Here is a 17315-nt window from a genome sequence, read left to right on the forward strand (position 1 = left end):
TCCGGATGCCTGTCCTGCGGCCGATAAGGCTCAAAGGAAACAGCCAGACGAGAATTTTCGCAGAAAATTGCCGGTTTTTTAAGGCTGGCGGCGCGATATGCAAGTAGATTGGAATTTGACGCCGTGCAAATATTGGGCGGCGCCGGCATGATGCCGTAGAGCCTTCAGGACGTTGAGACCGTGCGGGAACCGAGGAAAGACGACAACCGGCCAAAGAAGCGGCACATCTTTCTGAGAATCGACTCCTTTATCGATTCGACGGTCTGGAATGCCGGCTTCAAACTCGGGCAATGGTGGGAAGACACCACCATCTTCTTTCGCCGTTTCCGCGTCACCGGCTGGAAAAAAGTGGTCTTCGAGGTACTCGGCGAAGGCATGAACTGGGGCAGCGTCGGCGCGGTGCTGATGCTGGCACTGGCGCTTCCCGCCTTTGAAGAGACCAAGGGCAACTGGCGCGCCCAAAGCGATTTTGCCGTCACCTTCCTTGACCGATACGGCAACGAAATCGGCCACCGCGGCATCATTCACGAAGACTCCGTACCGATCGACGAATTGCCAGATCACCTGATCAAGGCGGTGCTGGCCACCGAAGACCGGCGTTTCTTCGACCATTGGGGCATCGACTTCCTCGGCCTTGCGCGCGCCATGACCGAGAACGCCCGCGCAGGCGGCGTCGTCCAGGGCGGCTCGACGCTGACCCAGCAGCTTGCCAAGAACCTCTTTCTGTCCAACGAGCGGACGATCGAGCGCAAGATCAAGGAAGCATTCCTCGCCGTCTGGCTCGAGTGCAATCTCTCGAAGAAGGAAATCCTCAGGCTCTATCTCGACCGCGCCTATATGGGCGGCGGCACCTTCGGCGCGGCAGCGGCGGCGCAGTTCTATTTCGGCAAGTCGATCACCGACGTCAATCTCGCGGAATCGGCGATGCTCGCCGGCCTGTTCAAAGCGCCGGCGCGCTATGCACCGCACGTCAACCTGCCGGCCGCTCGCGGCCGCGCCAACGAGGTTCTGACCAATCTCGTCCAGGGCGGGCTGATGACCGAGGGACAGGTGATCGCCGCGCGCCTCAATCCTGCAACCGTCGTCGACCGCGCGCAGGTGAAGGCGCCCGACTTTTTCCTCGACTGGGCTTTCGACGAAGTCCAGCGGATCGCCCGTCCCTTCGCTCAGCATTCGCTGATCGTGCGCACCACGATCGACATGGGCCTGCAGAACGCGGCCGAGGATTCGGTGGAATCGAGCCTGCGCCAGTACGGCGAGAGTTTTCGCGTGAAGCAGGGTGCCCTGGTCATGGTCGAAAACGGGGGCGCGGTGCGCGCCATGGTCGGCGGCCGCGACTACGGCGAAAGCCAGTTCAACCGCGCGACCCGCGCCCTCAGGCAGCCCGGCTCATCCTTCAAGGTCTATACCTATGCGGCCGCAATGGAAAAGGGCATGACGCCGGAAACGGTGGTCGTCGATGCCCCAATCACCTGGCGCGGCTGGTCGCCGCAAAACTACGGCCGCAGCTATGCCGGCCGGATCACGATCCTGACGGCCATCGCCAAGTCGATCAACACCATCCCCGTTCGTCTCGCCAAGGACAAGCTCGGCACCGAGCTTATCGCGCAGACGGCCAAGGAGATGGGGATCGAAACGCCCATTCGTACCGACAAGACCATGCCGCTCGGCACATCGGAGGTGACGGTGCTCGACCAGGCGACGGCCTATGCGGTCTTCCCGGCCGGGGGTCTGCAGTCGCGCCGCCACGGCATCAGCCAGATCCTCAATTACGATGGCGACATCCTCTACGATTTCGGTCGGGATGCTCCGCCGGCCCGGCGCATTCTTTCCGAAACCGCCACCGCGTCGATGAACTCCATGCTGACGCAGATCCCGATCATCGGCACGGCCCGAAAGGCGGCACTCGACAATGGCGTCGTCGTCGGCGGCAAGACCGGCACCACGCAGGCCTATCGCGACGCCTGGTTCGTCGGCTTCACCGGCGACTACACGACCGCTGTCTGGTTCGGCAATGACGACTATACCTCGACGAACAACATGACCGGCGGTTCGCTGCCGGCGATGACCTTCAAGCGGCTGATGGATTATGCCGAGCAAGGCATAGAGCACCGCGCTATCCCCGGCGGCATCGCACCGGCGGCGCCCGCAAAGCAGCCGCAGGTCGCGACAGCCAAGCCCGACGAAAACGCCCTGCCGCCGCTCGTGCGGCCACGCTCGCTGTCGAGCGACGTCACCCGCCTTTTGCGTGTAATCGGCGAGACCTTCGAAAAGGCGCCGGCGCTGAAAGCGCCCGAGAAAGCCGGCGGCAAGCTCGCCGCACTCGGTGCGGCGGAAGAACAGATGACCGGACACGCGAGGCGCGATGGCACGAGCAACTGATCGCTCCCTGAGTTCCGCCACTGCGCGGCGTCGCGCCGGTGATGGCCGGCTCGCGGCTGCCGTTGCACCGGCGGCTGATTTCGGCGAGATAGAGAGGCAACCCCGTGATGCCTCGCCGCAAGACCTTATCCGATAGAGCCGCCCTTGTTTCGAATTCCCTTCCTCGTCGCCTTCACCCTTGCCATCGCCTTTGGCGGCGGCATTGCGTCGGCCGTGTGGGCGCTCAAGGCGACGGTCGGGTTCGGCGCGATCGCCATCGGTCCCTGGGTCGCCTTCCCCGAAGCGCAGACGGCCAATGCCGACCCCTATGCCAAGGCGCATCGCGCGCGCGCCGGCGAGCTTCTTTATGGCGGCGCCGAAGGCCTGATGTTCACGGCCCAGGTCGACGACAAGGGTGAAAAGCTGCAGGCGGCCTGCTCCTATGACGTGACCGGCCTCACGCCACAGGCGCGCTTCTGGACGCTCTATGCGGCCAATGACGACGCACAGCCGCTGCGCCCGGGGTCGGATCTGCCGTCCGCTCTCAATTCCTGGACGGTGCTGCGCGGCGAAAACAGCAACTTCACCATCCATGTTTCTGCGAACGCGCAACCGGACAACTGGCTTGCCATCCGTCATTCGGGCACGTTCCGCCTCGTCCTGACGTTGCTCGATACGCCGACGGCGGGCTCGTCCGGTCTGATCGACCTCGCCATGCCCATCATCACTAAGACGGGATGCGGCGATGCGTAGCGTTTTCTTCGTCACAGTGCTCGGACTCGTCGGCGCCGCGCTTCTGCACATCATCATCGTGCTGGCGCTGCCGCAGTTCACCGGCCGCGACGCCTATACCCGCGTGCTCGGGCTTCTGGAGATGGACAGCTTCTTCGCGCTCACGAGCACGCAGGGACCGACCGGACTTGCCAACGACGACCCTTATCTGAGGACCGCCGTCTGCAGCTTCTCGATCGAAGACGGCCCGGCACGGTTTCTCGCCAGCGGCAACGTGCCGTTCTGGTCGCTTGCGGTGTTCGACAGCAATTCGAACGAAGTCTTCAGCATGAACGACCACACGTCTGTCAACGGCAAGCTCGACCTTGTCGTCGCCACGCCGATCCAGCTGGTCGAACTGCGCAAGTCCCCGCCCGAGGCACTCGCACAATCCATCATGGTTGAGATGAAGGAGCAGGACGGCTATGCCGTTTTGAGGGCGATGGCGCCCGTGGACAGTTTTGAAGAGCAGGTTCGCAATTTCCTGGCGGGATCGAGCTGTGAGCCGTTCCGTCGCTGAGATCAGAGGCAAACCTCTGGTCCTTGCACGGCGCTCATTCCGCCGACAGACAGGCGATCGTGCTGCCGCCCAGCGAAGATGGTGCGGTCAGCGGATAGGCATGAAGCGGCCGCGAAACGGCGACACCTCGGAAGACGGGAGTGGAAAATCGCCCGGAGGATGGGCGAGGAAACGCGCGCGGCGAAGCTATCGCTAGCGCCTAAAAAACGCGATGCTTACTGTTTCTTGATCCGACGACCGTCCGGCGCCGTCGGCTGCGGGTCGCGACCATCGAGCCGCTCGTAGCGGATGCCCGTGAACAGAAACACCTGGGCTCCCCCCGAAATGACCGGAGGCCTGCGTGGTGGTATGCGAACCTTGCGGTCCTGAATTCTGATTACGTCTGCCATGCTCGTCTCCATAAAGTCTTGAGACGGATGAACTATCGTACAGATTTCACCCTGCCCTTTTCGGGCCAGCGCATTTTTCCAGGCTTTGCCTGGACAGGCGCGCTTTTCTCGTTTGCTCCTTCTTCCGGTCACCCGGATGTTGCTCGTCCGGTTCACTCGACGCAGCCCGATGATATCGGGTCCCAATCGATAGAGCCACAGGCTGGTTAACAAGTTGCTAATACAGCTCCATCAACCGCAACCTGTGTTCATTATTACCCCGGGCAGAGCATGATGATGTACCCGAGGTAACACCCTTCGACGGATCGGCGAGACGCCAGTACACGCGGTTTGAACGCGATCTCTACGCCCAAGCGCTACCGCCTGGAAATCAGGCCGAACAGGAAGGACACGCCCGCGACCGCGGCGAGTGTCGACAACGGTTCCTCGCGAACCCTTTCGCGCACGCGCTCGGCCAATAAATCCGCCTCGCCTTGCATGACCGCCTTCGTGCCTACTCCAATCGCAGAGACGGCATCGGCCAGGCGGGCGATTTCCGCGCGCAGTTCGGCGATCTGGGCATCCACTTCGGCGCGCGCGCCTGAGTCAGCGACGCTCTCGGCAACCTTTTCCACCGCTTGCAGTTTCTTCTCGACCATTACAACGCTCCCTTGTCTGCCCGTTTTCAACGCGCCGACCGCCGTTTGGTTCCCCTGCACGTCGCTGAACCTGCCTAAAACGCAGACGGGCGGCCAAGGCCGCCCGTCGTTGTCGCATGGATCGGCAGGTCTGCCGCTCAGTTCTCGCAGTAGGGGTCGTCGACCCGGCAACGCACCATCGGAACCGGGCGGGCGCCCTCATAAAATCCGTTGTCGTCCTGCCGGACCCGAACGCCGTCGCTGCCGCGCTCCCAGCTGCGCCGTTCCTCGCGCTCGCTGCGCTCCGAACGCTCCGTGCGTTCGGTGCGCTCACGCTTCCATTCGCCGTCGCGACGCCATTCCTCTTCGCGCTTGCGGCGCTCCCAGTCGCGTTGCTCCTGGCGACGGTCACGCTCCCAATCGCGGCGGTCGCGCTCGCGCTGACGCTCCCAGTCACGGCGATCACGCCGGTCGTCGACCCAGTCCGGCCCGCGGCGCCAGCGATCGCGATCGCGATAGAAGTCGCGGCCGCGATAGTTGCGATCCCAATAGCTGTCGAACTGGAAGACAACCGTCGGGATACCGAGCGGGCGATAGTAGCGCGGCTCGACATAGACGCGATTGCGGCGATAGTCGGCCTGGACGTAACGGCCGGCTACCCAGCCGCGTCCACCGTAGAACGAGACGTCGCACCAGGGCAGATCCGCAAGGCACCCGTGGATTTCCACCGATTCGCCGGCCGGGATCATAGACACCGCCGGATAGCGGGTGCTCGGCCCCGAGCGCATGTTGACGTTGGCCGTGGCAAAGCCCTCAGCGGCCTCAGCCAGAGCTGGGGCCGCAAGGAGCGCGCAGACCGCCGCCACGCGCAGAATAAATTTCTTCAAAGTTCCATATCTCCCATGGAGAGGCCCCTCTTCACTTGGCCCCCAAACGTCGGCGGGCGTCCGGGCCCTTCACCGTCGCCGCGATACCTCAGGACCGCATGTGGATTTTTTATGGCTGATCCGGGGATCTCCCCGGACAAATCGCGGGATCGGCCGAGAACCGGCTGCGGATGGCGCGGCGATCCGGCGCCGCAAGCCTGAATAAAGCTCCAACATCCATAGTTAACAGTACGCTAACGCTTTTCTTTTAATTTTTACGACGTGTGCCGTTCCGGATCGCCGGCAATGGCGATCATGTTTTGCGTGCAGGGAATTATCGTGACGGATCGCTTTCGTGAGTTGGAAAGGCCACAGACAGGCCGCTTGAAGGACGTTGTCCTGATGGCGACCGTCACCGGTTTCGAAAGCCTGCGTCTGCCGCGCAAGTCCGACATGAAGCAGTTTGCCGAGCTGTTCGAGCCGTTGTTTCTCGGCTCCAGCAACGAGGCCCGCCGGCAGGCCGCGGCCGCCCTTTCCCAGTGCCAGCATGTTCCAGACGCCGTCGCGGCATTGATCGGCGGCATGCCGATCTCGATCGCCGCCATCTTTCTCACCCGGTCAAAAGCGATTTCCGACCGGGCGCTGATCGCCGTCATCCGCGAGCGCGGGCCCGAGCATGCAGCGGCAATCGCGCGCCGTGCAAACCTCTCCCCGCTTGTCGTCGATGCCCTGGTCGAACACCACAATCCGCCCGGGCTTGCGGCCCGCACAGGCACGGCGAGCAAACCGTCCCAGACGGAGCCCACTGTTGTCTCGGAACGCTCAGTGCGGGAAGAAACGCTGCGCCGAGAGATCAAGGCGCTCGCGCGCGCCGGTGGACGCGACGACGCCTTGCCGGCCGGTGCGTTCGATGCCATCGGCGACGTCCATGCCGCCTTTCTGGTGCGCTTTGCCCGCAGCGGCGAGATCATTCTGTTCTCCCGCGTCCTTGGTCAGTCGCTGAGCACCGAAGACGCGCAGGTCGAGCGCATCCTGCTCGACATTTCCGGCCAGCGCCTGGCAACGAGCCTCGTTGCCGTTGAACTGGCAGCAGCCGACGCCGGCTTCGTGCTCAAGGCGCTTTACCCGCATCTGAGCGAGCCCTATGGCGCGACGAGCCACGCCGAAGCGCTGATCGGCGCGCTGGACCCCAGTGCATGCCGCGCGCAGCTCGAGGCCTGGCTCAGGGACGAGCCCGCCGCGCCCACCCCGGCGGGAAGGCACGAACCCCACTTTGCCGACACGGCCGCCAACGACATACGCCAGCCGGCGGCCCGCAAGGTCGCGGCCACAGCACTCGCACCCCAGCGGCTCTTCGGCCGCCGGCGCGGCTAGGAGCCGACGGCGGAACGCCGTCTCCTTGCCTGTTGCGCCGACGATCTCAACGTTTTCAGAGATGCTGCTTCATCGCATCGATGATCCAGTTCCATTCGCGCGCCGTCGGAACCTGCGGCCCCTGCCCCTGCAACACAGCCATCAGCTCCTGATAGCGGGCCGAACGCGCATGATGCTTGCGATACTGCTCGAGCTGCCAATCGAGAAACGCCCTGTCCGGATTGCGCTTCATCGCCCTGGCCGAGCTTGCGAGCCAGTCGGCCGCGATGTCCTTGCCGCTAGCCGAACGCGGGCTCGCGCCATTTTCGATGGCGCTTCGAACCCGCGCAAAGGTGGCATCGGCAGCCGTGGCATAGGCCGCAGGATCGAACTCCCCGGTCCACAGCGCGGACATATGGGCGCGCATCTCGGCGGCGTAGGCCTTGTCGGATAACATCTCCATCAGCTCCGCCCAGGCGTCGAATTGCTCCGGCGTCGGATCATCGGGAAGATCCGGCGTACCGGCATCCATCATCCTCTTCTTCCACTCCAGATCCACCGGCGCGCCGCCGGCAACCTCGTCATAGAAGCGCTCGAGCGCCTTTCGGAATTCCGTCTTTGAAAGCTTGGTCACGGTCCACAGTCTCCTGAGATCGGTTGAGGAGGGTTCATGGATCTTCAAAGCCATTCGCAAGGCCGCAGCGATCCGGCGCTTCGCCCGAATTTCGGTTTCGAGCGTACGCAACCTCAGCACCAGGACGTCGCTCAGCGACGCCCGGCTGCTCAGGATCTTGCGGATCTCTTCAAGGCTCACCCCTGCCTCGCGAAGCGCAAGGACAAGATCGAGCCGGGCAAGATCCGCGCCGGAATACATGCGGTAACCGCTCTCGGTCCGGGTCGAGGGCGGCAGCAGACCGCGGTCGGAATAGAACCGAAGCCTTCTGACCGGAACACCGCTCAGCTTCGAGAGTTCGCCTATCGAGTAGATTTGATCGTCCATGCGACCGTCCTAGGGCTTCCACCAAGTGGAGAGTCAAGCCGTCTGCCGCCGATCGGGGGACCGCGTCAGCGCTGCCCTGCCCCATCCTCGGAAACGACGTCGAATAGGTCACCGCGGTCGTCGAGCTCGATCTCGACGATCCAGCAATCCGGGTCGAAACGGATCTCGCTCGCGAGCGCCGCATCGACGCGCTCGGCCTCGCTGTCACGGAGCCGCACCTCGAACTTGCGGCCGAGATCGACCTCGTCGTCGAAGAAATTCTGCGGCGCCGGCGCAAAAAGCGTCTCGGTGCCGAGCCGCGTGCGCTGGCGGATGAAGATTGCGCCAGCGTCCTCCGCTCCCTTGCGCAGAACGGCCGCGTAGCCGCCGAGCGCAAAGGCCCGCCGCAACAGGGACGAAACGAAGATGTGAGATTTCAGGCGCATTGAAGCCTGATACACGCGACGGCCGAGGGAGGCAAATCTGCGACTGCCGGCGGCGGGAAAGAAGCGGAGCAGCAAGCTCACACCGGCCGGCCTTAGAGCGCGCCGATTTCCTTGAGCTTTTTCAACACCTGGGGATTGGGCTCGCCGGTTTGCGGCAGCCGATAGTGCTTCTCGAAATGCCGGATCGCCGCCTTCGTCTGTTCGCCGGCAACGCCATCGACGGTCACGTCCGCGTAGGCGAGATTGCTCAGCCCTTTCTGGATATTGAGCACGAGCTCGCTCGAAACCGGAATTTCTGCCCGGGGCGTAAAGGAACTTTCCTTTTCGGCTGACCGGATTGCGGCGGCGACGGGATCGATTTCCACACCGCTCTCTTTTGCCTGGGCCAGCGGTCGTCCGGCGGGGGTGACCAGAGCCAGCTTCTGGCCCGACGCAGCACGCAGCGCTTTCAACAGCTCGGCACTCGCAGCTCCGGTTTCGGCGCGGCCTGCCCGTTCCTCGAAGCGCAGGATTGCAGCCGTCGTTCGCGGGCCACTGCGGCCATCGGGTGCCCCGTCGTAGAGGCCGATCTGGTTCAATTCGCCCTGAATATCGGCGACAAGCTTCGATGGCCCGGCATCAGGAACGCTTGCGACACGCTCCGGTGACGGCTTTTGCAGCGGCTCATCCGCCGATGCGGTCGCAATCACCTCCTCGACATTGTCGGTCTTGGGCTCGGCTTCGCGCTCGATGACGAAGGTGGTCACGTTCTTCGGCGCGATCTCCTCGCCCTTGGCGATCGCGATCCGCTGGGCCGTCTCGGCGCTGACAAGCGGTACGCGCGTGCGCAGGAGCGGTGACGGGTGCACCCCGTGCTGATACCACATGGCGTTGGCCGCCACGAAAGAGAAGACGACGAGGAAAGCGGCCGAGCCGCCTGAAACCAGCGGATGGCGCGCCATCAGCCGGCCGGCAAGCCCAGCACCCTGTCCGGCAAGGACCAGCCCGCGCACGGCCAGGCCGGGCGTGCGCCGCGCGGCCTTTTTCCGTTCAGGCTGTTTTCGCTTGCGCGGCGCCATATCCTCGTTCCTCGTTCAAACCCTTCCCCTCGAACCGTCCCGTTTCGACGGCCGGCGTCCCATCGCAGTCTCGCAGGCGCGGCGGAAACTCCACCGTGACCGACGTGCGTTCTTCTTCGCGCTCGGCTGAGGCGATGCCGGATCCGTCGCGCGGAAGCATGACGACAATGACGGTGCCCTCGCCCTCGCGGCTGCGGATCGTGAGTTCGCCACCGTGAAGTGCCACCAGTCCCTTGACCAGCGAAAGGCCGAGACCGGTGCCTTCATAGCGGCGAGTATAGTCGTTTTGGATCTGGACAAAAGGTTGACCGAGAAGTGCCAGCTTGTCGGCAGCGATCCCGATGCCGGTATCGCTGACGGAAAGCTTCAGCATCGCGCCCTCCGCCTCCGCATCGATCGTCACCACGCCACCATGCTCGGTGAACTTCACGGCGTTGCCGACGAGGTTGATCAGGATTTGCTGGAAGGCGCGCTGGTCGGCGTTGATTTCGCCAAGACCGCGGGTGATCCGGCTTGCAAGCTTGACGCCCTTTTCGGCCGCCTGATGCGACAGCATCGCCTCGCAGGCCGAAACCGCATCGGCGACACGGAAAGGCTCCGGCATCAGCTCGTAGCGCCCGGCTTCGATCTTGCTCATGTCGAGCATGGTGTTGACGACGGAAAGCAGGTGCTCGCCCGACTTGTGGATAAGCCCGACATACTCCCGCTGGCGATCGTTCTCGAGCTTGCCGAAGTACTCTCCCGCCAGCACGTCGGAGAAGCCGAGGATGGCGTTGAGCGGCGTGCGCAGTTCGTGGCTGACAGCGGCAAGGAAGCGGGTCTTGGCATCGTTGGCCGATACCGCCTCGGCGGTCCGGGCCGCAGCCTCCGCCCGAAGGCCCGCCTCTTGCGAAACGTCGCGCGACTGCGCAAGGATCGCCACCAGAGAGCCGGTGTCGTCGCACAGCGGCGCCAATTCGCAGGACATGAAGACGAATTGCTCGCCTTCGACCGGCAACGTGCGACGCTCGATGCGGATGTCGACCGTCGCCCGATCCCCGCCCTGGCGAAGAATGTCGATCGCGCTGAGGAACGTGATGCGATCGGAAACATGGATCTGCTCGATGAAACCGCGCCCCGTCGGGTCGCGCATCAAGGTCAGGTGCTCGGCGGCATCGCGCCCGTGGACCGAGAGGACATTGCCGCGCAGGTCGTGCACGGTGACCAGGCCCGCAAAGAGATCGTAGGCGGCCGACAGATCCGGCAAGGCATTATCCGACGGCGCGTTTGCCGAAGCATCCGGCGCGCGGCCACGGGCAATGGCGCCGGCCGCAGCCAGCAGCGATGCCGAAGCCCACAGAGCGGTGCCAAGCGGAAGAGCGGAGGATACCGGCAACACGAGCGAAAGGGCGAGAGGCACCACCGGCAGAGCGGTCAGCGAGAATGCGGCAACCGTGCGCAGGCGCTTTGCGTCGCGCCGGCCGGCGGTCGACGCATCCTCACGACGGGGCAGCCACAAGGCCGCGACTTCGTCCGCACGGGACGCCCATCTGCCAGCCATGTTACGCAATACGCTCACGCTATACCCTGCTACATTTGTTGTTCTTGCGAGGCCGGTCCCGTCGATTTCCGCAATTCGCGAGCGGGGACTCAAAACTGCCTCGTGACATGTCGGAATCTCGCATCCCCGGCTTAATGAAAGGATAAACCCGGCCCGGTCGGGACGGCGCGAAACGGCGCAAAAATCCCGTTTTGAGGCAAATGGGCCGACCTTCATTTCTTGTGGTTAACGGGGCGTAAGCAACGGATTTCCGTGCATTTTCCGGGCAGCGTTAAGGATTGTGGCGCGCCTTTTCCAGTCCCACGGCCGAGACTTTCGGGGTTCCGCTCAAGGGCGCTGCCACGAACCTTAACGGCGAAAGCTAAAATGCGACACAAATGCCCATCAAATCGCCGGACACCGCCGTTTCATTAAAATTTGAAGCAAATGCCGCTCGATTTGGAAAAGGGCTCTTGTGATTCCCGGCCTAATGTCGGTGGCAACAAAGGGCCAGGCGGATCGATGCCGCGGGTCTGGAGGAAACGACGGCAGCGTGGACGGGTATCAGGGGATACGACGGCGCTGCGGGGTGCCGAAGGTGCAAAAGCCGGCTACAAGACTGGCGGGCCTCGGCGGCCAAACGAAGGATGGGCAGAACATGTGGTTTCTCATCAAGGCAACATTCTGGTTTTCGCTGGTGCTGGTGTTGCTGCCGTTCCTCGATCCCTCCAGCTCGCAGAAGCTCGAGCACGCCCCCAAGGTGGAGCTTGGCGACACCTTCGCCGCCGCCAACGAAGCGTTTCAATACATCAGCGCCATCTGCATCCAGAAACCCGAGATCTGCGAAAAGGGTGCTGAAACCTTCGTCGCCCTCGGTCACCGCGCTCGCGAAGGCGCCCGTATCGCTTACGAATTCCTGGACACCCAGTTTGCCGAAACCGATGCCGTGAAGCCTGACGCCAAGGTGGTGACGGGAACCGTTGCAGCGGTGCCGGCAACGGGCCTGCCGACGATAGCCGGTTCGGCGACCGACCCGGCGCCTGCCGAGGTCAGCACGCTCGACGCCGAGCCCGTCTTCAAGCGCACGCCGGTTCCCGAGAAGCGCCTGGATCCGAAGGCGGCCGTAACCCAATAGCGCGCCTCGCCGGTCCATCTCAATCCTGACTTAACTGCCTGACTTGCCGCCGTGTCGCGGCCGCCGCGAGGATCCCATCCCCTCGCGGCGTTTTCTTTTTTCGAACTCAACCATTGATCGTCGTCAGCCAGCCACGCACAAGCCGTGGCTGCTTAGGTGCCCGCCACGACAGGCGGAGACACCCCATGCAGATCTACGGACTTTTCACCAACACCGGGGTGACGCGACCAACCGCAACCGGCACGTCGACCGCCGGCAACGGCGAAGTCATCGGTTCGGGCGCGGCCGCCCAGCGACTCCTTGCCGACGACGAGACCAGCGCGTCTCGCGCGGCGATCGCCAAGAAGAAGCTCGACGACATCAAGGAGCAGCTACGGATGCTCCGATTCTGGGCGTCGGATCCGGAAACGCTTGCAAAGCTCGCCAAGCAGCTCGCCCAGCAACTCGGCACCGTCGCCCAGCAATTGGCCGGCGCCGGGGCGTCCAGCGGTACGGCAGCCATCGCAGGCGCGTCCGGAGTGTCGGCAGCGGCCGCCTCTGCCGCGACGCTCGCGGAAACGGCCAGCGCGCAGGGCAGTGACGATTCGACGGACGCGAACGCAGGCCTTGCCGATCGCGGCAAGGAGACGGACGCTGCCGCGGACCGGTCGACATTCGTGCAGCGCGCCTACCGCGAATTCTCCGGCGCCGACGATCAGTCCGATTCGACAGCGAGCCTTGCAGCCGAGCTCAAATCCGTCGCGGAACAAGTGAAGCAGCTGCTCAGGAAGGCGGAGCAGGATTTGCGCGCCAAGGGATCGGTGCGGGAGGCGGATGAAGCGCGCGCGGCGGGCCAGGCCTTGTCCGCCAGCGTCGATCAGCTTGGCGGCATCGATATGGTCGCCGGCGGTTCCAGCCGTATCCCGACAAGCGTTTCCGTCTGACCCGGCATCGGGACACCCTTCGCCCTTCGCCAGCAATTGCCGGTTCTCAACGGCGATGCCATCGCCTATATGAGGACGGATAGCCCAGAGAGCCGACGGCGAAGGGCATGGACAGGGATCGACCGGTTCGCAGCCTTATCCTGCGAGCGTATAATCCCCGGATAGCTGGACCCGAAGCATGACGACGCTTGAACAGATCATTGACGATTTTGCCTTCCTCGAGGAATGGGAGGATCGCTATCGCTATGTGATCGAACTCGGCAAGGCCTTGCCGGAGATGCCCGAAGCCAAGCGCACCCAGGAACACAAGGTTCAGGGCTGCGCCAGCCAGGTGTGGCTGGTGACGGATGCTTCCGGAAACGCCGATGATCCGGTGCTGACCTTCGAGGGCGAGTCGGACGCCCATATCGTTCGCGGCCTGGTCGCCATCGTACTGGCGATATATTCCGGCAAACGCGCCTCTGAAATCGCCGCGATCGACGCCATCGACACCTTCGGCAAGATCGGCCTGATCGAACACCTGTCGACGCAGCGCGCCAATGGCCTGCGCTCGATGATCCGTCGGATCAAGGGTGAAGCGGAACTGCGGCTGGCCGCCTGAAGACAACCGCGGCATCGACCGCGGTTCGCACTCCGCCAGAGCCAGAAAACACAAAGGCCGGACGCTTGAGGCCCGGCCATTGTGACGTACAAATGCGACTTACCAAATCTTCACCCGGCGAAACGGCGGCCAGGGCGATATCTGATCACCGGGATCAAGGTCCCCAGTGATTACTTGCCGCGGCGCTTGCGGCGCTGACCGAGACCCATCTCCTTGGCAAGGCGCGAACGGGCTTCGGCGTAGGCGGGCGCGACCATCGGATAATCGGTCGGCAGGTCCCACTTCTCGCGATATTCTTCCGGCGACAGGCTGTGGTGCGTCATCAGGTGGCGCTTCAGCGACTTGAAGGTGCCGCCGCATTCCAGGCAGGTGATCTGATCGTCCTGCACAGACTTGCGAACCGAAACGGCCGGCTTCGGCTTTTCAACGGGAATGACCACCGGTGCCGGAGCGGACGTATTGTTGAGCGCCGAATGCACGTCTGCGATCAGCGTGGGAAGCTCGGCGACCGGAACCACATGATTGCTGACGTAAGCGGCAACGATTTCCGCCGTCAGCTCAACCAGAAGTTCATGGCTCGCGCCAAGCGCTGTTTCAGTCATTTCTTTCTCCTATCGGACTAAGCACAACCCGAAACGGCGTTTCGGGGTAGGAACGCATGCAAGATCCGCCGGGAAGCCTTCTCTGGCTTGGGATAGACCATCATCGCGGCAAGGAGAAACGCTGGCCACGAAATCAAGAGTTGGGATTTTGACTATCAATCTCGCTGCCGAGTCACCGGTGACGACCGAACTCTCTAAGCAACAACCAACATTCACAACTCAAGCTGGAATTTCAGATCAAAGTATTTTCCACGACGACACTTTACAACTACTCGATTAACATCGATGGGCAAAAAGTCCAAACATAAATTTGGCGCTACTTAGCAACTTTATATCGAAATTGCTAAAATGGCCACACTCGATCGTAAAGTTCTGAAATACAGATTCAGAATTGCGTCGTTCAGCCGCGGCGCGGCTCTTCCTTTTGCGGAAGCTGATCTATCACGGATAGCTTTGCCAGCCTGTAACCTGCCTGATGTGCGGCCTTTGCCAAGAGATGAGCAGAGATTGGCGCAGTCAGCACGAAGAAAAAGAAACCGGCAAGCGCTCGAATCAGTATTGCGACGTCAAGAGAATGTATGCCCGCGGCCAAAAGCAAGAGGCCCGATCCGATGGTGCCGGCCTTGGACGCCGCATGCATGCGCGTATAGAGATCGGGAAACCGCACAATACCCACGGCCGCCAGCAGCGAAAACGTGGCGCCGACGATCAGCAGGGCGGCGACAAGCACAGCCATGGCAATCTCGAAAAAGGGGCTCATCGGCGTCCTCCCTTGCGCTTGCGCTGTCCGGCATTGGTACGCGCTCCGGCTGCACGCCTGCCTTTCGCCGCGCCGGCCTCAGCGCCTCCGGTTTCCGGCGCAAGGCCGCGCGCCAGGATGAAGCGCGCGAAGGCAACGGTTGCCAGGAAGCCGACGAGGCCGAGTGCGATGGCAATATCGATGTAGAGGTTGAAGCCGGTGCGGATCGCGACCACGGCAATCAGCCCGATGGCGATGGCCACCAGCATGTCGAGCGCAAGAACCCGGTCGGGCAGCGTCGGGCCACGAATGATCCGCCACACCGTCACCAGGAGTGCCAAGGACAGCACGACAAGCGCGAAACCGGTGGCGAGAGCCTCGATCTGTTCGGCCAGGTTCATTCGAACGCCTCCTTGATCCGCCGCTCGAAACCGCGGGCAATATCGCGCTTCAGCGCGCCAGGATCGGCGCAGTCGAGCGCATGGACGTAAAGCGTCCGGCGATCTTCAGACACGTCGACCGACAGCGTCCCCGGCGTGAGTGTGATGAGATTGGCGAGCAAGGCGATCTCGAAGTCGCTCTTGACCGTCAGCGGATAGGCGAAGATGCCGGGCTTCAGCACCATTTTCGGCTGCACCACCATCCAGGCAACCTTGGTCGCCGAGACCGCCAGTTCCTTGAAGAAAAGCGCCGTCAGCACGAAGAGCCTCAGCGGGCGCACCGGATAGGCCACAGGCTGGAGTTCGCGCCGGATCAAAAGCAGCGAAAGCGCCCCGACCGCAAAGCCGAGGACAAGGTTTGCTGGCGTGAAGCTGGCGCTGATCGCCACCCATACTGCCGTGAACACCAGGTTGATGGTCAGGAACTTGGTCACCTGGCACCTCCGGGAAAGACCGAGTTCACGTAGGCCGACGGCTCGGCGAGCCCCGCCGCGGCACTCTGTATCGTCGAAAGCGCCGGCTCAGGATAGACGCCGATCGCAAGGATCAGAACGGTCAGTGCCGCAAGCGGTACGAGCGTTGCCGGCGAAATCCGCGCCGGCGCCGGAGCAACCTTCCCTTCCGGCAGGTCACGCCAGTAGGCGAGCAGGAAGAAGCGGCCGGTGACGACGGTCGTCAGGAAACCGGTCACAAGCAATGCGGCGGCCAGCCACCAGGCACCGATATCGAGTGCCGCCTTGACCAGCATGACCTTCGGCCAGAAGCCGGAGAACGGAGGCAGGCCGGAAACGGCGAAGCAGAGCATCAGCGTCAGCGCTGCAAACGCCGCATGGCGTCGATAGAGGCCGGCCAGCGACTGGAGCGAGAAGCCGCCGCCAAGCCGGGCAGCAATGCCTGAGGCAAAATAGAGCGCGGTCATGACCAGCATGGAATGCAGCGCATAGAAGATCGCGCCGCCGATGCCGCCAGGACCGCCCACCGCGACACCGGCGAGGATCGAGCCGATGCCGGAGACCACGAGATAGCCGAGCATGCGGCGGAAGTCCGACTGAGCAAGCGCGCCGAAGGCGCCGACAAGCATCGTCAGCGCGCCGGCAAGCGCAATGACGAAGCTCAGCTCTTCGCGCTCCACCGGCAACAGCATGATCGTGACGCGGATGAGCGCGTAGATGCCGACCTTGGTCAGAAGACCGGCGAAAAGCGCCGAAACGACGACACGAGGCGTGTGGTAGGAGGCCGGCAGCCAGAAATTGACAGGGAAGGCTGCGGCTTTCATGCCGAAAGCGAGCACGAACAACGCGGTCAGGGTCATCAGCGGCGCCGTGCCGGCGAGCCCTTCGGCCTTTCGGGCAATGTCGGCCATGTTCAGCGTGCCGAAGGTCGCATAGAGATAGCCGGTGGTGATCAGGAACAGCGTGGTGGCGACCAGGTTGAGAAAGCCGTACTTCACCGCGCCGTCGATCTGCTCACGCTCGGACCCAAGCACGATCAGGCCGAAGGACGAGATCAGCAACACCTCGAACCAGACGTAGAGGTTGAAGACGTCCCCCGTCAGGAAGGCGCCCGACACGCCCGCCATCAACAGCATCAGGAACGGATAGAAGCCGTAGCGGCGGCCGCTGTCATTGATGTCGGCCAGCGAATAGATGCCGCCGGCCAGCGCCGCAACCGAGGCCGTCAGGGCAAAGAGCGCGCCTGTCAGGTCGACCGTGAAGGCGATGCCGAAGGGCGGCAGCCAGCGCCCCATGACCATCGTTACGGGCCCATTGGCGAGCACGTGGCGAAGGAGCAGGACGTCGATCAGCACGAGCCCGGCGAGGCCCGCGACGGCGATGAACGGATGCCAGCCGATCGGCCGGCGCAACATCACGAGCAGCGCGCCGACGGCGAGGCACCAGGCAACGGGCAGGATCACCAGCCAATCGGCCAGCGCCACGGGCTCGAGCACGAGTGCTGCGGAAAGGTCAGCGGGGAGAGAAGTCGAAGCGGCCATGGG

At 63.3% G+C, this 17315-nt stretch carries 19 protein-coding genes; 7 read left to right on the forward strand and 12 right to left on the reverse strand.

What is annotated here, in order from left to right; genetic code table 11:
- The first annotated feature begins 180 nt into the window (after positions 1 to 180).
- The 3 genes from VGO12_RS18715 to VGO12_RS18725 all read left to right on the forward strand — a co-directional run bounded on the left by VGO12_RS18715 (position 181) and on the right by VGO12_RS18725 (position 3652).
- Positions 181 to 2382: a transglycosylase domain-containing protein gene (locus tag VGO12_RS18715; RefSeq protein WP_327514258.1), complete on the forward strand. Its 2202-nt coding sequence runs from the start codon at positions 181 to 183 to the stop codon at positions 2380 to 2382.
- 144 nt (positions 2383 to 2526) lie between these two features.
- Complete coding sequence (locus VGO12_RS18720) at positions 2527 to 3114, forward strand: DUF1214 domain-containing protein (RefSeq protein WP_327514259.1); 588 nt, start codon at positions 2527 to 2529, stop codon at positions 3112 to 3114.
- On the forward strand, positions 3107 to 3652 hold the full coding sequence (locus VGO12_RS18725; RefSeq protein ID WP_327514260.1) for a DUF1254 domain-containing protein: 546 nt from the start codon (positions 3107 to 3109) through the stop codon (positions 3650 to 3652). Before VGO12_RS18720 ends, VGO12_RS18725 begins: the two co-directional genes overlap by 8 nt.
- 215 nt (positions 3653 to 3867) lie before the next feature.
- Here VGO12_RS18725 and VGO12_RS18730 read toward each other — a convergent pair whose 3' ends face one another.
- The 3 genes from VGO12_RS18730 to VGO12_RS18740 form a co-directional block, all read right to left on the reverse strand.
- Entirely contained in the window at positions 3868 to 4041 is a 174-nt protein-coding gene (locus VGO12_RS18730) for a hypothetical protein (RefSeq protein ID WP_327514261.1), read from the reverse strand.
- A gap of 356 nt (positions 4042 to 4397) precedes the next feature.
- Positions 4398 to 4679, reverse strand: a complete 282-nt coding sequence (locus VGO12_RS18735; protein WP_327514262.1) for a hypothetical protein — start codon at positions 4677 to 4679, stop codon at positions 4398 to 4400.
- Positions 4680 to 4816: 137 nt separating this feature from the next.
- Complete coding sequence (locus tag VGO12_RS18740; protein ID WP_327514263.1) at positions 4817 to 5545, reverse strand: SH3 domain-containing protein; 729 nt, start codon at positions 5543 to 5545, stop codon at positions 4817 to 4819.
- A 294-nt stretch (positions 5546 to 5839) separates the two neighbouring features.
- Between VGO12_RS18740 and VGO12_RS18745 the strand changes: the two genes are divergently transcribed.
- Positions 5840 to 6898 carry a DUF2336 domain-containing protein gene (locus VGO12_RS18745; protein WP_327514382.1) on the forward strand — a complete coding sequence of 353 codons (1059 nt, stop codon included), beginning with the start codon at positions 5840 to 5842 and terminating at the stop codon, positions 6896 to 6898.
- A gap of 55 nt (positions 6899 to 6953) precedes the next feature.
- Here VGO12_RS18745 and VGO12_RS18750 read toward each other — a convergent pair whose 3' ends face one another.
- The 4 genes from VGO12_RS18750 to VGO12_RS18765 all read right to left on the reverse strand — a co-directional run bounded on the left by VGO12_RS18750 (position 6954) and on the right by VGO12_RS18765 (position 10900).
- Positions 6954 to 7877, reverse strand: a complete 924-nt coding sequence (locus tag VGO12_RS18750; protein ID WP_327514264.1) for a MerR family transcriptional regulator — start codon at positions 7875 to 7877, stop codon at positions 6954 to 6956.
- A 65-nt stretch (positions 7878 to 7942) separates the two neighbouring features.
- Complete coding sequence (locus tag VGO12_RS18755) at positions 7943 to 8302, reverse strand: DUF1491 family protein (protein WP_327514265.1); 360 nt, start codon at positions 8300 to 8302, stop codon at positions 7943 to 7945.
- Positions 8303 to 8394: 92 nt separating this feature from the next.
- The gene (locus VGO12_RS18760) at positions 8395 to 9360 is read right to left on the reverse strand and encodes a peptidoglycan-binding domain-containing protein (protein WP_327514266.1); all 966 of its coding nucleotides are present in this window, start codon (positions 9358 to 9360) and stop codon (positions 8395 to 8397) included.
- Positions 9332 to 10900 carry a HAMP domain-containing sensor histidine kinase gene (locus VGO12_RS18765; RefSeq protein WP_327514383.1) on the reverse strand — a complete coding sequence of 523 codons (1569 nt, stop codon included), beginning with the start codon at positions 10898 to 10900 and terminating at the stop codon, positions 9332 to 9334. Before VGO12_RS18765 ends, VGO12_RS18760 begins: the two co-directional genes overlap by 29 nt.
- 637 nt (positions 10901 to 11537) lie before the next feature.
- Between VGO12_RS18765 and VGO12_RS18770 the strand changes: the two genes are divergently transcribed.
- From VGO12_RS18770 to VGO12_RS18780, 3 genes are all read left to right on the forward strand, one after another.
- The gene (locus tag VGO12_RS18770; RefSeq protein ID WP_327514267.1) at positions 11538 to 12014 is read left to right on the forward strand and encodes a DUF5330 domain-containing protein; all 477 of its coding nucleotides are present in this window, start codon (positions 11538 to 11540) and stop codon (positions 12012 to 12014) included.
- A 185-nt stretch (positions 12015 to 12199) separates the two neighbouring features.
- On the forward strand, positions 12200 to 12937 hold the full coding sequence (locus tag VGO12_RS18775; RefSeq protein WP_327514268.1) for a hypothetical protein: 738 nt from the start codon (positions 12200 to 12202) through the stop codon (positions 12935 to 12937).
- A 178-nt stretch (positions 12938 to 13115) separates the two neighbouring features.
- Complete coding sequence (locus VGO12_RS18780) at positions 13116 to 13538, forward strand: SufE family protein (protein WP_327514269.1); 423 nt, start codon at positions 13116 to 13118, stop codon at positions 13536 to 13538.
- Between the two features lie 170 nt (positions 13539 to 13708).
- On the opposite strand, the gene mucR is transcribed toward VGO12_RS18780, so the two are convergent.
- From mucR to VGO12_RS18805, 5 genes are all read right to left on the reverse strand, one after another.
- On the reverse strand, positions 13709 to 14140 hold the full coding sequence (mucR, locus tag VGO12_RS18785) for an exopolysaccharide biosynthesis transcriptional regulator MucR (protein ID WP_327514270.1): 432 nt from the start codon (positions 14138 to 14140) through the stop codon (positions 13709 to 13711).
- A 400-nt stretch (positions 14141 to 14540) separates the two neighbouring features.
- Positions 14541 to 14876, reverse strand: a complete 336-nt coding sequence (mnhG, locus tag VGO12_RS18790; RefSeq protein WP_414650750.1) for a monovalent cation/H(+) antiporter subunit G — start codon at positions 14874 to 14876, stop codon at positions 14541 to 14543.
- 20 nt (positions 14877 to 14896) lie between these two features.
- Entirely contained in the window at positions 14897 to 15280 is a 384-nt protein-coding gene (locus VGO12_RS18795) for a cation:proton antiporter (RefSeq protein WP_327514271.1), read from the reverse strand.
- Positions 15277 to 15753 carry a Na+/H+ antiporter subunit E gene (locus VGO12_RS18800; protein WP_327514272.1) on the reverse strand — a complete coding sequence of 159 codons (477 nt, stop codon included), beginning with the start codon at positions 15751 to 15753 and terminating at the stop codon, positions 15277 to 15279. The genes VGO12_RS18795 and VGO12_RS18800 overlap by 4 nt, the downstream gene beginning before the upstream one ends.
- Entirely contained in the window at positions 15750 to 17312 is a 1563-nt protein-coding gene (locus VGO12_RS18805; RefSeq protein ID WP_327514273.1) for a Na+/H+ antiporter subunit D, read from the reverse strand. The genes VGO12_RS18800 and VGO12_RS18805 overlap by 4 nt, the downstream gene beginning before the upstream one ends.
- Positions 17313 to 17315 lie beyond the last annotated feature (3 nt).

This window comes from Ensifer sp. (genome assembly GCF_035999135.1).
GTDB lineage: Bacteria > Pseudomonadota > Alphaproteobacteria > Rhizobiales > Rhizobiaceae > Ensifer.

Excerpts from the sequence above, each read along its gene's own strand:
- VGO12_RS18745 (WP_327514382.1), top strand. The coding sequence starts at position 5,840 with ATGTTTTGCGTGCAGGGAATTATCGTGACGGATCGCTTTCGTGAGTTG.
- VGO12_RS18750 (WP_327514264.1), bottom strand. The coding sequence starts at position 7,877 with ATGGACGATCAAATCTACTCGATAGGCGAACTCTCGAAGCTGAGCGGT.
- VGO12_RS18775 (WP_327514268.1), top strand. The coding sequence starts at position 12,200 with ATGCAGATCTACGGACTTTTCACCAACACCGGGGTGACGCGACCAACC.
- VGO12_RS18725 (WP_327514260.1), top strand. The coding sequence starts at position 3,107 with ATGCGTAGCGTTTTCTTCGTCACAGTGCTCGGACTCGTCGGCGCCGCG.
- mucR (WP_327514270.1), bottom strand. The coding sequence starts at position 14,140 with ATGACTGAAACAGCGCTTGGCGCGAGCCATGAACTTCTGGTTGAGCTG.
- VGO12_RS18760 (WP_327514266.1), bottom strand. The coding sequence starts at position 9,360 with ATGGCGCCGCGCAAGCGAAAACAGCCTGAACGGAAAAAGGCCGCGCGG.
- mnhG (WP_414650750.1), bottom strand. The coding sequence starts at position 14,876 with ATGGCTGTGCTTGTCGCCGCCCTGCTGATCGTCGGCGCCACGTTTTCG.
- VGO12_RS18755 (WP_327514265.1), bottom strand. The coding sequence starts at position 8,302 with ATGCGCCTGAAATCTCACATCTTCGTTTCGTCCCTGTTGCGGCGGGCC.
- VGO12_RS18770 (WP_327514267.1), top strand. The coding sequence starts at position 11,538 with ATGTGGTTTCTCATCAAGGCAACATTCTGGTTTTCGCTGGTGCTGGTG.
- VGO12_RS18795 (WP_327514271.1), bottom strand. The coding sequence starts at position 15,280 with ATGAACCTGGCCGAACAGATCGAGGCTCTCGCCACCGGTTTCGCGCTT.
- VGO12_RS18735 (WP_327514262.1), bottom strand. The coding sequence starts at position 4,679 with ATGGTCGAGAAGAAACTGCAAGCGGTGGAAAAGGTTGCCGAGAGCGTC.
- VGO12_RS18780 (WP_327514269.1), top strand. The coding sequence starts at position 13,116 with ATGACGACGCTTGAACAGATCATTGACGATTTTGCCTTCCTCGAGGAA.
- VGO12_RS18765 (WP_327514383.1), bottom strand. The coding sequence starts at position 10,900 with ATGGCTGGCAGATGGGCGTCCCGTGCGGACGAAGTCGCGGCCTTGTGG.
- VGO12_RS18805 (WP_327514273.1), bottom strand. The coding sequence starts at position 17,312 with ATGGCCGCTTCGACTTCTCTCCCCGCTGACCTTTCCGCAGCACTCGTG.
- VGO12_RS18730 (WP_327514261.1), bottom strand. The coding sequence starts at position 4,041 with ATGGCAGACGTAATCAGAATTCAGGACCGCAAGGTTCGCATACCACCA.